Raw genomic sequence first — 13,117 nt, 5'->3', positions numbered from 1 at the left:
GGTCCGGCGCGCCCGCAGTCGGCGACCGCCGGGAGCGGCGCCGGTCGGCTCACCTTGTGGTGACCGATTCGGCGCCGCCCGCGCAGCCCAGCTGCTTCCCGGCGGCGCGCTCGGCGAAGCCGCGGGCGAGCTCGTTCATCCGCGCCCGGCCCGGTCCGTCCGCGAGGACCTTTCCGTCCTTGCCGGTGAGGGTGACGACAGCCCGGTAGCCCGTGGGCTTGCCGTCCAGCGTGCATGTGAAGCCGATCGCCCCGGCACTGTTGCCGCCGGGCAGCACGGCGCCGAACGCCGCTTCGGCGGTCAGCAGCCGTCCGTCCTCGCCGTTGACGGAGCACCGTACGGAGGCCGGGTTGGTCTCGTCCGCCGGACGGTAGTCCGTCCGCACGGAGACCCGGGGAGCGCCGCCCAGCACCTCGGCGACGCCCGGGTCGTCGAGCAGGCCCCGGCACTCGCCGTGCGACAGGGTGACGGCCGGCGGGCGGTAGGACGTCTGGTCGAGGTACACGTGCCAGCCGAGCAGGCCGCCGCCGAGCAGCAGCGCGGCCCCGCCCGCGATCAGGGCCCGGGGGTGCCTCATGAGCACTGCTCCTTCCTCGTCTCCGTCAGCGCGGCCCGGGCGAGCTGTTCGAGGTCGGCCTGGACGCCGCCGGGGCCGCCGGAGGTGCGGACGGCCTCCCCGGCGACGATCTCCAGCTCGAAGTAGTCGTACCGCTCGTACTTCCCGGTCAGGCAGCCCGCGGCCGCGGCGGCGCCGCCCGGCCACGAGGCGCCGAGGCCGCCGGCGTCGAAGGTGCGCGCGTCCGGCCGCTTGGCGGCCTCGGAGGCCAGGGCGAGCTCACCCCGGCGTCCGATGGACGTGAGGGTGAGCACGGTGCGCCCGTCGATCCGGATGACGCAGGTCCGCGGGTCGTCGCCGACGACGGACTTCGTCCGGTCCTCGGAGTCCTGGTCGCCGTCCGGCAGCAGCCGCCCGAGCGGGGTGTCGGGGCCGGTGGGCAGGTGGCAGAGGCGGGTGGACCGGCCGACGGCCTCGGCCGGGCGGTGGTCCTGCCAGTCTCGGTAGCCGACGAACCCGGCGGCCGCCACCGCCACGACCAGCACGCCGGGCAGAAGCAGCGGATCCTGCAGGCGCCCGGCCCACCGGTCCGCGAGGGTCCGGGCCCAACGGGCCGGGAGCCCGCTCACGCGTCGCCCTTCGCGTTGGTGCTGACGTTGTTCGCCGTTCCGCGCGACATGCCCTGGAGCGCGCTGTCCCGGGCGCTGTTGGCGAGCCGGTCGAGGTCCTGGCGGGAGATCCCGGTGCCGCCGCCAGCGTCCCGGACCGCCTGGTCGGCCCCCCGGGCCACCCGGCCCTCGGCCTCGGCGGTGTGGTCGCGGCTCTCCTGGCGGCCGTCCTCGGTGGTGTCGTGCTTGTTGGCCTCGATCACGCTGTCGGCGATCTCGTCGAGCAGCGCGCCGGCGAGCTCGCCGCCGAGCGGGACCTTCTCGGTCACGGTGCCGATGACGGCGTTGAAGGCGTCCTTGCCGTAGCCGACGTTCTTCTCCAGCGCGTCGTTGAACTCCTTGTCGGAGACGGCGTGCTGGTTCTGCACCTCGTCCACCCGGGCCTGGTTGAGGTAGCCGCTGACGACTCCGCCGGACTCCGCGTTGTGCTTGGTGTCCGACTCCAGCCGGGCGAAGTCGGACTGCCCGCTGTCCAGGTGGCCGCGGATGAGCGCGGTGGTGTACGCCTGGTTGGCGTTGGCCACCGCGCCGTAGGCGTCCGGGTCGCGCCCGAGGGCGTCGAGCAGGCCCGCCACGGACGAGGCGTTGAGCGTGGCCGGGGAACCGTTGACCGGCAGGTCGTGCCCGTGGGAGAGCGAGTTCTGCACGTCCCCGATGTACTCGGCGGTCATGTGCCCGAGGCTGCCGCGCATCGCGGCGAGCTTGCCGTCGCCCTTGATGTCGTCCAGCGCGCCGTCGCCGCCGTGCCGGCCGAAGGTGTCCACGACCTTCTGCATCAGGTCGGCCTGCTCGGTGGTGTGCCTGGTCGGCGGGACGGGGCCCGGCTCGTCGTACGGGTGGCCGGTGGTGGCCGCCTCCAGGGCGCGGCCGAGCGCGGCGGGCCCGGCCTGCTTGCTCGCGTCCCAGACCTTGGAGTCCCGCGAGGTGGTGTCCGGGATCCAGTCCTTGTCGTGTACGTAGTAGTCGAAGTAGTCGGCCGGCTTGGGCTTGCCGCCCTGGTTGACCGTGCCGTCCTCGTTGTACGCGGTCGGCTTCTCGGTGAAGAACTTGGTGGAGGCCTCCGGGCTGTGCGCGAGTGCCTCCAGCACGGCCGTGGTGGGCCGGAAGCCTGAGCCCGCCTCGTCGCCGCCGGTCAGGTTGAAGCCCTGGATCTTGGAGCCGGGCGGCGGGGCCGGCCAGTACTTGTCCTGGGTGTCGAGCTGGGTGACGTGCTCGGCGATCGGGTTGATGAAGTGGGCGTCGTAGTTCCCGTTCATCAGGATGCCGGAGAGTACCTGGTAGCCGTACGGCACGTAGTCCAGACCGGAGGCCCGGTACGGCTTGTCCCAGACCGGCTGGGAGCCGGCGTTGCGCAGCGCGGCGGACCACTCGTCCGACAGGTGCGGCTCGTTGGTGGTGCGGGTGGCGGTGGCGAGGGTGAGCCCGAGGTTCTTCTGGAGGTCCTGGTAGGCCTTCCAGCGCGGGGACTTGTCGTCGCGGGGGTGCGCCGGGTCGCCGACCATGCCGTTCCAGGACTTGATCAGGCCGTCCGGGCCGAGGTCCTGGTAGAACTTGGTGGAGAACTTCGGGTCGTTGCCGTGCGAGGCCAACAGCGAGTTCAACTCGGTGAGTTCGGGCTCGGTGATGTCCCCGCCCTTGGCCGCGAGCTGGGCGGCGCGCCTGCCGTCCGCCTCGGGGCCGCTGCCGATGGCCTTGTTGTTGAAGGACTTCTGCCCGTCCGTCATGCTGTCGGAGCGCAGTGCCCAGGCGATCCGCTCGTCGGCGGCGGCGGCCTCCGCGACGGCGGCGTCGATCGCCTTGCGGGCGGCCTCGGCCTTGTCGCCCCACTCCTTCTGGTAGTCCCGCATGGCCTCGTAGTCGTGCCGGGTGGCGTTGTCGGCCGGGGGCCAGCTCACGGTGCCGTTGTCGGTGACGGTCAGTCCGGCCGTGCGGGCGTCCGCGACCGCCTTCTCCAGCTTGGTCCTGGCCGCCTTGAACTCGGTGGACGCCTCCTTGAAGGTGGAGGCGAGGGCGTTGGCCTCGGTGACGGCGGCGGTCAGCTGCTCGTTGGTGCGCTGCAGGCCGGGGCGGGCCTGGTCGGCGGCGGGGCCGGTCCAGCAGGCGGAGTTGACCTGGGCGATCACCGTGGTGTCCCAGTCGCCGTCCATCGCCTGGAGCTTCTGGGCCACGGTGGTCCAGGCGGTGGCGGCGGCGTCCAGGACACCGAAGTCGGCAGTGCTGAGCTCGTGGAAGTCGACCATCGCAGCTCTCCTCTCAGGCGCCGAGGTCGTGCTGGACGGCCGACTCGTTCTGGCGGTAGTTGGTGGCGGTGGCGCGCAGCGCCTGGGTGGTCTGCCCGATGGTGCCGCCGAGCGCGGCGACGCACTGGTCCCAGGTGCCGGCGGCGCCCGCGGCGGCCTTGCCGGTGCTCCAGTTGGCGAGCGCGGTGGAGACCTTGGCGGTGGCCTCGTCGGCGCCGCGGCCGTCGGTGTTGAGGCGGGCGTGGATCTGGTCGGAGTTGTTTCCCGCGGTGGTGAGCGCGTTGGGGTCGGCGTTGAAGCCGCCCCCGCCCCCGCCCCCGCCTCCGCCGCCCGACGCCGAGGTCGAGTTGATCCGGGTGCGGGCCGCCTCCTGGGCGCGGGCCTGGGCGGTCAGGTTCCCGTCCGCGTCGTAGGCCCAAGGATTCATCATCCGGTCGAACGCGGTCGCTCGATCAGACATGTCGCTCGCTCCCCCTCCGTGCCGGCACGCTGCTCCGGCACCCCCGTCGGCAAAGATTTAGTCAAGTAAGTCAAGAGTTCGACAAGGGTACAGCTGGGCTACACCTCTGCCGAACCCTGGTAGTACTTCGTTAGGTTGATTTGATCTTGGCGGCTGCGGTGGTGCATGCTGCGGCCTGTGGATCTTGGCGAGGTGGAGGAGCTCCGTGAACACCTCGGCGACTTCGTGGCCGAGGTGTTCGCATCGCTGGCGCGCAAGGATCAGCGCCGGCAGGGGGATTGCTATCTGCGCGGGCTGATGCTGGACGGGCGGCGCAAGTCGATCCAGCCGATGGCCGAGCGACTGCCGGACGGGAACATGCAGGCCCTGCAGCAGTTCGTCAGCCAGTCGCCATGGGACCACACGCCGGTGCTGCGACAGATCGCCGGGAAGATGACCTCCGCCCTCGCGCCGGAGGCGTGGGTGATCGACGACACCTCGTTCCCGAAGGCCGGGGACCAGTCCGTGGCCACCTCGCGGCAGTACTGCGGCGCGCTGGGCAAGCGCTCGCTCTGCCAAGTCGGGGTGAGCGTCCACGCCGTCACCGACCAGGCCTCCAGCCCGTTGTCCTGGCGGCTGTTCGTGCCGCCGGACTGGGACGACCGCGACGATGACCGCCGGCGACGCACCGGCCTGCCGCCGGAGATCGGGCACATCGAGAAGTGGCGGCTGGCCATCGAGACTCTCGAAGAATTGATCTCCTGGGGGCTCGCCCCGCAGGTCGTGGTCGCCGACGCGGGCTACGGCCAGTCCGCGGCCTTCCGTCACGCCCTGCGCTCCCGGGATCTGGACTACATCGTGGCGGTGCGCGGGGACGAGACCGCGCACCGCCACAACGCGCAGCCCGAGGCGCCCGCCTACGGCGGTGCCGGCCGCAGGACGCTGTCCCGCTACCGCACGGACTTCGTCGCCCTGCACGAACTCGCCGCCGAGGGCGGGCGGCGGGCGTTTCGGCACGTCACCTGGCGCCAGGGCAGCCGCGGGGCGATGCGCTCAAGGTTCCGTGTCCTGCAGGTGCGGCCCGCGGGGAAGATCCCCCGGGCGCTCGCCGCCGCCGACGCAGGCGAAAGCGCCTCCTGGGACGGCGTCCTGCCGGCCGAAACCCTGCTCGTCGAATGGCCTGCGGGCGCGAGCGCGCCCACCGAGTACTGGCTCACCAGCCTGCCGCCCGACACCGCGATCCGCCGCCTCGTGCGCCTGGCCAAGATCCGCTGGCGCATCGAACACGACTACCGCGAGATGAAGCATGGCCTGGGCCTGGACCACTTCGAGGGCCGCACCTGGCGCGGCTGGCACCACCACGTCACCCTGGTCACCGCCGCCCACGCCTTCCTCACCCTCCGGCGCCTCGACCCCAAAGTCGAGACGCCGGCCTGACCTTCTACCGAGTCCTCGACGCCATCCAGGACCTGATACGGGCCTGGACCGGCGAATGCCCCACCTGCCACCGCGAGTTACCCACCACACGCCGACCAGGACACACCAGACCCCTTCAGACCTAACGAAGTACTACTAGCAGCTGTCCGGCCGATCATGTGACTGTCGCCTGGTCGGATCGTTGTCCCGTGTCTGGGGCGGGGTGAACGCGGTGATCTGTCGGACGCGGAGTGGGAACCGTTGCAGCCGTTCCTGCCCGTCAGCAATGGTCGGTGCGGGCGGTGGCGCGACCACCGCCAGGTGATCGACGGGATTTTGCACCGGGTGCGGACCGGGGTGCACTGGCGTGTGGGACGTCTGCAACCCCGACAGCCCCGTCCTCGTCGCCCCCATCGCCAACCCGAGCAGCACCTCGATCCGAGCCGTCGCGTTCGTGGCGACTGGACCGACTCTCCTCGTCGCCTCCAACCGGACCGTCGCCCTGCTCGACACCGACCAGGCCCACCTCGCCCCCCGCCTCTGCTCCTACAGCATGGGCTCCCTCACTCCCTCGCAATGGCAGAGGTACGCACCCGAGGTCACCTACCGAGACCCATGCCCGAGTCGATAGGCCAAGTCCTTCCGATCGTACGACCCGTTGTCCAGGAGCCACCGGGGCGGCGGGCCGACCGGTACCCGTGGGCCGTGACTGCCCCCCGTCGGCGGTCTCCTGACCCCGTACAGCCCAGGGGCCCTGCCGCAACGGGTCGCGGCAGGGCCCCTGTGCTGTACGGGGAGGGCGCGGTCCGGCCAGGAGGGCCACGCACTCAGCAGGTCACCCCGTGGCCGTCCGGCAGTTCACGCCGATCTCGGTCAGGTCGGTCCACTCGTGGGTACCGGTGGCGTTGACGATGACGAGCCGGTCGACACGGTTCTCGCCGGTCGGCTTGCACAGGTTCTGTCGTGCCTGGGCGTACCGGGGGCTTTTTAGGAAATTGGTGAGGTAGACCCCGTCGGCGTTGTAGCCGACGGTGCCGACGGACGGTTCGAGGTTGATCTGCAGGACCCGCTCGAAGCCGGGCGGCGCGTTCTCCGGCTTCCGCTTCCCGCTGCCCTTGGTGTGTTCGCCGTTGAGCTGTTCCGCGCCGTCCCCCATCCGCGGCCACAGCTTCCCCCAGGCTTCGATGGTCTTGACCTGGACGGCGCGGCGGAGTTCCTGGCCGTCGCGGTTGCTGGTGTAGATGTAGTCGGTCTTGTACGTCTCGCCGTTGCTGGCTTTGTAACCGCCGTCGTACCAGACCTTCGCGTGGGGATCGGTCTTCACCAGGTGGGCGATCTGCTGGAGGACCCGAACGCCGCCGATCTTGTCGAGGCCGGACAGGCTATCGGCGAGGTCCCCGGGGTTTTGCAGGCGGCCGGAAGCGGCGATCGTCATCAGCAGCGGCAGTTGCCCCTCGTCGTTCGCATCCCGCAGCACCTTGATGGTCTTCTTGTTCACCTCTTCATCGGTGATGGGGGCGTCCTTGGTCATCTGGTCGAGGAGGTTCGCGAGGAGCGGCTTGAGGGGGGTGGCCACGAACACGTCGTCGGGCTTCAGTTCCCGCGCATACAGCCGCTGCCCCACCTCCGGGTCGGGCCCGTAGGTGGCGGAGGAGTACACCCATGAGTAGTCGGTGTGCCGCACCGTCGTGCCCGTGCCCGCCGCGGCGTTGGGGCGGGTGCCGCTGACGCTTTTGGACTGCCCAGGGCCCAGGGTGCCGAGCGGGTGCGCGAGGTCGGGGATGCCGGGGAAGCTGACGTGCAGAACCGCCTCGGCTGCCGCGTCCCCTTCGTTCGTGACGGTGAACGCGTACGAGCAGGGGTTGGACGTGCACAGGTAGGGGCTGTTGAACGTGGTGACGAAGTTCGGGCCCTGCAACCTGGCGGCTCGCGCGTCCGACGAGGGCGGAACGGCGGCCGCCGCGGCCTCGGCTGCCGCGGCCCGGGTCGCATCCGTCTCCTTGTCCGTGGCCGGTTTCGGTACCGCGACGAAGTACGGGTTGAAGAACCTGCCGCCGTCGTCGGCAGGCACCACCCGGTGGCCGGCGCTCACCGCCGGGGCATCAGCACCAGGCTTTCCATGCCAGGCCGCTGTCGTGACCGGCCGGGCACTGGCAGGGTTGAACCCGATCGCAACCAGTGTGTACGGGGCATCCGCGGTAAGAACGACCGTCTGCTCATCCACCGTGTAGGAGATCGCCCGGCGGCCTTGAGGACTGCCCGCATCCTCCTGTACCGCGGCAGGGTCAGAGGTCACCTGCCTGACGATCGCAGCCAGCGACTTCGGGGTCAGCGATCCCGCGTTCACCCCGAAACTGTCGAGCATGTAGTACCCGGAACGCTTCTCCGGAGCCACCCACCGCTCACTACTCGTCAAATCATGTCCGTTTTGCGGACCCTGCTGTGCCCAGAACTCCTTGTCGCCCTTGAGGTAGAGCTGCTCACCGGACCACGCCATGGTGGCCTTGCCGGTCACCGGCTCCTCGAAGGTGCCTGACGCTTTCCCGTCGTCAGTGACGGTCAGCTCGGCCTGGGTGACGGGCTTACCACCGGACGGGGCGTAGGCCGCGGACAGGTGGATGCCGGGCAGCCCGTCCAGGGCGGTGGCGGCCGCGGTGCCGTGGGCCGCGGCAACGGCCGGCGAATCTGCGACCGGCCCACCGGAACCCCTGGCGGAATGGTCCGGACTGCCGGACGAGGAGATGACGGTCAGGATGACCGCCAGGGCGACGCCCGCGGCGGCCACCGACAACAAGGTCTTCTGCTTGCCCGTGGCCCTCCGCCAAGCAGAGGGCCGTACGGGTGCGGCGGGCGGACGGGCGGGCGGCGGCGGGATCGTCGGCGGCGGCCCATTCGGTGGCGTCTGCTGCCCGGACCCGTCATCGGACTGGCGATCGTCCACGCCTTCCCCTCAACTGGTTGTTGGCGGCTGCTTGATCCCGACCACGTTCGCTGGCGAACCAAGCTCCGCCGGCTCTTGGACGTCCGCTCCGACCCGTACACGCGGGATTATTCGGGGGCCGGAGTAGGGAGAGGATCGGAATACGGGAACCTGGGACAGAGCCGGGCCCTCGTGGTAGAGCTACGGGATCGACGCTCAGAGCTTCAAGATCATTCCCCGTTTGAGAGCACGGCGAGGCCCGTTGGATCCAACAGGTCCAACGGGCCTCGCCTCCGTCCCGGGCGCGGTGGGCCGGTCCTCCAACGAAGCGCCGGCGGGAGCCCGGCCCCGCACATCGTGAGATGCCGAGGACGCCGCCAAGAGGGGGCAGAAACACCAGTGCGCCGAGTCGGCCCGGGCGGTCGGACGAACCATCGGTCCGGCCACCGCTGCCGAATTCACGCCCGCAGCCATGCATGCCGGCAGGCCCGGCGGTCCGGGTGCGTGGAATGAGGGTACGTACGGTCCATGGCATCGAAATTCCGCACGAAGGACGGCGGCGAAGTCCGCGTGGGAGACAAGGTGTGGGCCCGGGTCTGGCAGGAGAGCGACAACAACCCCTGGCTCATCACCCAGCACCCGCTCGACAAGACCCACCTCATCCTCAAGGAGATCGGCGGCACCGAGGAACGCGTCCACCACCCGGACGACCTCGCCCTCTACTACTACGCCAACCGGCAAGCGCCCAGTGGCGGATGAGGTGGGCCTCCCCTCAACCGAGCGCCGCAAGCCTCATCCCAGGGCCCCGTGACGGCGATGGCGCGCTCGTCCGGCCTCGCCCCATCCAAACAGCCGATCACCGTCCCGTTCAGCACCACCGCAGACGCGCGGTGAGCAGCTCGGCCCACACCGTCTTGCCGCCGCGCCGCGCAGTGGTGCCCCAGCAGGGAGGCCGAGCGGCGGGCCTGCCACGTGGTGTGGGCCGACGGGTACTGGGCCCAGCTGTCCGGCGAGGACCGGGTCGCTGCCTGCAGCCGGCTCAAGCACATCGACGACGAGCCGGCTGAGGCAGCGGCGGCGTAGCGAAGGCCCACGCCGCTCCGAGCCGGGGCTCGCGCAGGCGGAACCTGCCGTTCGCGTCCACGATGATGGCCTTAGAAATCATTGTCCGCTGACCCACCTCACAGCAGGACCGCTGAACCACCCCAGGAAAGGAACACCCACCATGCCCGAGCCCACCGCACTCGACGCCCTTCGCGCCGCCCTCACCGCCGGTTCCTACGAGCACCCCGCCATCACCGTCGCTCTACCCGCTCTGGTTCATACTGCAGACGGCACTGAGGTGACATAGGTGACATTCCCCTCGTAGCGTGGAGTCGTGACCAGAGGGGAAGTTGAGGGTCATGGCGGGGAAGAGGCGCACCGGCTCGCTGCCGCCCGCCACCGCAATAGACGCCCCGCGCCCGCGCCCAGCGTCCGCACGCCGAGCACCGCCGCGTCCACCGCGATGGTCTTGCCGAAGTCGGCGCCGGCTCCCCTACGGCGGCCACCACATCGGGCATGTCGCGCGGCACGAACCACTCGGCGCCGAACCCGTGCACCAGCGCCTCGTCCCCTTCCCCGGCCAGGGTCACCACGCGCGGGCCGGCAGGGCTGCAGAGATGGGCGCGAAGGTAGGTGGGCTTCAGGTGGTTCGCCTCGGCAAGGCGGGTGATGGCCGGAGCCGAACGCGTCGGCTGACGGCCCGGCCGGGGCGGGTCACCGGACGGTGACCTGGATGCTCTTGGAGATCCTGCCGCATCCGAAGGCCGGGTGGTCCCCCATCACTTCGGGATCGCAGCTACCGTGGTTGCGGAACTCCCAGGTCAGCGTGGTGGTACCGGCGGTGAGGGCGGTGAAGGTGTGGTCGACGCCTGAAGCGCAGCCGACCGCGGGCGGGTTCGCCGGACAGGGGGCGGTGACGACGTCCGGACCGGGCCGCAGCACGGTGCCGTCGCCAGTCGAGCTGAGCTCCCAGGCCCACTGCTTGGCGCCTTCGGTCCCGCTGACACCGAGCCGCTCTCCGACGGCCAGGGTCACGGTGGAGGCCGGGTACGAGGAGGTGGCGTTCCAGGCCTCCGCGTCTGTGGGAAGGGCGATCTCCGTCTTCGGCCGGTTGTTGGCCGAGTCGACCATCGACGCCCAGGTGGACGGCCCTTCGGAGGAGCAGGAGGTGAGCAGGGGCACGGCAGCCAGGAGGGCCGCCGTGCCTGCGATGACGCGACGCATCAGTTCCCCTCCTCCCGGACCCGGCGGCGCATGGTGATGAGCAGCGCGACGGAGGCCAGCCAGCGGGCGAACAGGACCTCGCGCTGGAGGTTCGCCCCGGTGGCCGCTGCCGCGCGCAGCCAGCCGCGGACCAGCTCGGCGGCATCGGGGCCGATCACCGGTTCGGGTAGGTCGAGCGCGGCGGTGAAACCGCCGGCCCGGAGGTAGCGGGCGAGAAGGCTCAGCGGGTAGGGGCCGATGCTCAGGGCCTCGGCCTGGTAGGAGGCGGCGATCACGGCCTCGCTGAAGAGCACCCGGCGCGGGACGCCGTCGATCAGCAGCCCGCGGGTGATGGCGGCCTCGACCTCGTAGCCGGTCATCAGTTCGGCATCCGGAAGGATGGTCGTCATTTCGGCAGCTCCGCGCCATTTGCCGTGTTCATGTCGCTACTGTCGGTGATGTGTCCGGCGTTCATGCGATCGTGGATGAACTGGTCCTCCGTCACCCACTCGGAGCGGCCCCAAGGGTTGTAGACCTGGAGCCGGTCGCCGTCACGGGCCATGATCACCATCTGGTGGCCGTCCTTGCCGCCGTTGCCGTAGACGCTGAACGGCACCGGCTTGCCCTCGTCCACGGCCTTCTCGATCCGGGCGACGGCCGCTCGCCGGTCATCCTCGGTGTTGAGGCTGACGAATTCGTACGTCGTGCCCGTGGCCTTTCCGAGGTCCTGGTTGGACAGGAACGTGCTGCCCTTCGGATAGATGCCGCTGGTCCCCAGCGGGTAGGGCAGGCTGCCGTCGGTCACCAGGGCCTGGTTGTACCGATCGATGTAGAGCTCCTGGAGCCGCTGCCCGAAGTTGCCCGGCGAGTCGGCTCCCGGCACGTCGGGTGTGTTGCCGGTGGTGAGTTGGAGCATCGTCACCGGGTCCAGCTTGAGGTGGGCGACCACGGTGGAGGCGGCGGCGCAGTCGTTGACCCCACCCTGGTTGTAGTTCATGCTGCCGCTGCCGACAGGCCTGCCGTTGCTGTCGTACTCGGTGCCTTGGTAGTTGAGGCTCACGGCCTCCGTGGTGGACTCCTTCAGGTCGCCGTCCTTGCCGAGGGCCGGGACCAGGTGCTGGGCGAGCCAGGCGGGGTCATCCCCGTGGGGGTGGATCAGCGTGGCGAACCGCTGGACGTCGGTCATCGAGTGGCCGGCGGCCAGCGCCTTCCAGAGGTAGGCGGCCTCCTCCGGGGACTTGGCGCCGGACAGCAGGCTCCGGAACGCGGCCTGGTCGGTCCCGTTCATCACGTTCAGGAACTGACCAGCACGGTCGAGCTGGCCGGGTGTCAGGATGTAGTCGCCGTCGGCCGTGCCGCCAGGGCCCTTCTCGTTCGCCAGGACCAAGGCGGCGAGCGGATCGATCGGGCCCTGCCCGGCGCGCTCCGCACGCGCCTTGGCCGCGAGCTGGCTGATCACGCTCGCGGTGTGGGTGCCGCTGCTCTCCGCCCGCTGGGCGGCCGCCAGCCGGGTCGCCAGGCCGGTCTGGGCGGGCCCAAGTGCGGCGATGGCCCGGTCGTTGTCGAAGACGTCGCCAGCGATCGACTTCTCCGCGTTCCGCAGGGACGTCACTCCCTGCTTGTCCGTGTTCTGGGCCCACTCCAGGTCGTCCGCCCACGTGCCCAGCACGCTGGCGGCCTGTTGCAGGGCCTCCTGGGAGACGGTCAGCTCGTTCGCCAGCGCCTGCACGGCCTGACCGGCGTGCTCGGCGACCGAGCCGGTCCAGGCGGCCGGCAGCTGGTTGGTGGCGGCGGTGGCGAGATCGGTGGACGCCTTGCCGTAGGCCTTGGCAGTCTCCGTGTATGCCTTGGCCCGTTCGCGGATCGTGCCCGGATTGCCCACCGGCGCGCCCACGGCCAGGGCCTTGCCGATCGCGTCGAACAGCGCGGCGCCGATGAAGACCGAGCCGATGGACGTCATGGCCTTCTGGGCCTTCTGGAGGTCCGCGACCTTGCTCATCGCTCCCCGCCGGGGGTCATCGACGCGCCGGCCTCGGCCTCGGCGGCACGGTAGTTGGCGTTGGTGGCCGACACCTTCTGCACCAGCTCGTCCACGGCCCGCTGGGTGACGTGCAGTTCCTGCGACCAGTTGCTGTCGAACCCGGACCCCGCCAGATCCGTCCCGAACTCCCCGGAGTCGGTCGAGACGTAGGGCTTCTGCGCGGTGGAGGACTGATTGGCCGACGCGAGGTCGGCCGCCACCTTTCCGGGTGCCCCCGCCACACCGTCCAACGCGTCCGGCTGGACGGTGTACCCGCCCGGCTTGTCGCCCACCTGTTCGCCCTCCCCCATGAGGCTTCCTTGCTCCACGTGACGTATTGAGCACGGTCGACGAGCATAGACACCGTCATGCGGGGCGTGGCTGCGGGGTCTGTTCCGGGCGGGTGGGATCGGGGTGGCTGCGGAGCAGGTGGCGGTGTTGACGGTCAGACGGTCAACGGGGGCTCTGGCGTACATCCCACCCACCGCAACCAGACAGGGCCCTGCTGTGGTGGCTGGACTCCGACGCCCTGGCTGACTGGACGCGGCCGCCCGAGGGCACCGTGCACCAGGGCCAGCGGCTCGGCCGGTGGATACCGGCGCAGCAGGCCG

General features: G+C 70.6%; 12 protein-coding genes and 1 pseudogene. 4 read left to right on the top strand and 9 right to left on the bottom strand.

All coding sequences use genetic code 11. The annotated features are described in order from the left end of the window. Positions 1-49: 49 nt before the first annotated feature. The 4 genes from ACFV1W_RS28090 to ACFV1W_RS28075 are packed head-to-tail and all read right to left on the bottom strand — an operon-like array spanning position 50 to position 3,924. Positions 50-577 (bottom strand): hypothetical protein, encoded by a 528-nt coding sequence (locus tag ACFV1W_RS28090; protein WP_380420031.1) that lies wholly within the window; start codon positions 575-577, stop codon positions 50-52. Then, positions 574-1,185, bottom strand: coding sequence for a hypothetical protein (locus ACFV1W_RS28085; RefSeq protein ID WP_380420030.1), 612 nt, complete (start codon positions 1,183-1,185; stop codon positions 574-576). The genes ACFV1W_RS28090 and ACFV1W_RS28085 overlap by 4 nt, the downstream gene beginning before the upstream one ends. After that, positions 1,182-3,464 (bottom strand): hypothetical protein, encoded by a 2,283-nt coding sequence (locus tag ACFV1W_RS28080; protein ID WP_380420029.1) that lies wholly within the window; start codon positions 3,462-3,464, stop codon positions 1,182-1,184. Before ACFV1W_RS28080 ends, ACFV1W_RS28085 begins: the two co-directional genes overlap by 4 nt. A 13-nt stretch (positions 3,465-3,477) precedes the next feature. Next, a complete protein-coding gene (locus tag ACFV1W_RS28075) occupies positions 3,478-3,924 on the bottom strand; it encodes a hypothetical protein (RefSeq protein ID WP_380420028.1) in 447 nt (148 codons plus the stop codon). 177 nt (positions 3,925-4,101) lie between these two features. Here ACFV1W_RS28075 and ACFV1W_RS28070 point away from each other — a divergent pair, with 177 nt between their 5' ends. The 3 genes and pseudogenes from ACFV1W_RS28070 to ACFV1W_RS28060 all read left to right on the top strand — a co-directional run bounded on the left by ACFV1W_RS28070 (position 4,102) and on the right by ACFV1W_RS28060 (position 5,950). Beyond that, positions 4,102-5,340, top strand: coding sequence for an IS701 family transposase (locus tag ACFV1W_RS28070; RefSeq protein WP_380420027.1), 1,239 nt, complete (start codon positions 4,102-4,104; stop codon positions 5,338-5,340). A 192-nt stretch (positions 5,341-5,532) separates the two neighbouring features. Continuing rightward, positions 5,533-5,688: pseudogene (locus tag ACFV1W_RS28065) on the top strand (transposase); the annotation flags it as partial. Continuing rightward, positions 5,687-5,950, top strand: a complete 264-nt coding sequence (locus tag ACFV1W_RS28060; RefSeq protein ID WP_380420026.1) for a hypothetical protein — start codon at positions 5,687-5,689, stop codon at positions 5,948-5,950. The pseudogene ACFV1W_RS28065 and the gene ACFV1W_RS28060, both read left to right, overlap by 2 nt. Positions 5,951-6,154: 204 nt before the next feature. On the opposite strand, the gene ACFV1W_RS28055 is transcribed toward ACFV1W_RS28060, so the two are convergent. Next, a complete protein-coding gene (locus tag ACFV1W_RS28055; protein WP_380420025.1) occupies positions 6,155-8,260 on the bottom strand; it encodes a hypothetical protein in 2,106 nt (701 codons plus the stop codon). 507 nt (positions 8,261-8,767) lie between these two features. Here ACFV1W_RS28055 and ACFV1W_RS28050 point away from each other — a divergent pair. Beyond that, positions 8,768-8,998, top strand: coding sequence for a hypothetical protein (locus tag ACFV1W_RS28050; protein ID WP_380420024.1), 231 nt, complete (start codon positions 8,768-8,770; stop codon positions 8,996-8,998). A 999-nt stretch (positions 8,999-9,997) separates the two neighbouring features. Here the strand turns inward: ACFV1W_RS28050 and ACFV1W_RS28045 are convergent. Genes ACFV1W_RS28045 through ACFV1W_RS28030 form a run of 4 tightly spaced genes read right to left on the bottom strand, consistent with a single transcriptional unit; the run spans position 9,998 to position 12,817 of the window. Continuing rightward, a complete protein-coding gene (locus ACFV1W_RS28045; protein WP_380420023.1) occupies positions 9,998-10,507 on the bottom strand; it encodes a hypothetical protein in 510 nt (169 codons plus the stop codon). Then, on the bottom strand, positions 10,507-10,896 hold the full coding sequence (locus ACFV1W_RS28040; RefSeq protein ID WP_380420022.1) for a hypothetical protein: 390 nt from the start codon (positions 10,894-10,896) through the stop codon (positions 10,507-10,509). The genes ACFV1W_RS28045 and ACFV1W_RS28040 overlap by 1 nt, the downstream gene beginning before the upstream one ends. Continuing rightward, on the bottom strand, positions 10,893-12,485 hold the full coding sequence (locus tag ACFV1W_RS28035) for a hypothetical protein (protein WP_380420021.1): 1,593 nt from the start codon (positions 12,483-12,485) through the stop codon (positions 10,893-10,895). Before ACFV1W_RS28035 ends, ACFV1W_RS28040 begins: the two co-directional genes overlap by 4 nt. Then, complete coding sequence (locus ACFV1W_RS28030) at positions 12,482-12,817, bottom strand: type VII secretion target (protein WP_380420020.1); 336 nt, start codon at positions 12,815-12,817, stop codon at positions 12,482-12,484. The genes ACFV1W_RS28035 and ACFV1W_RS28030 overlap by 4 nt, the downstream gene beginning before the upstream one ends. Positions 12,818-13,117: the final 300 nt, after the last annotated feature.

Source organism: Kitasatospora sp. NPDC059648 (genome assembly GCF_042734825.1).
GTDB lineage: Bacteria > Actinomycetota > Actinomycetes > Streptomycetales > Streptomycetaceae > Kitasatospora.
The sequence above is the reverse complement of the archived record's forward strand: the minus strand, read 5'-3'. Positions and strand labels throughout refer to the sequence as shown.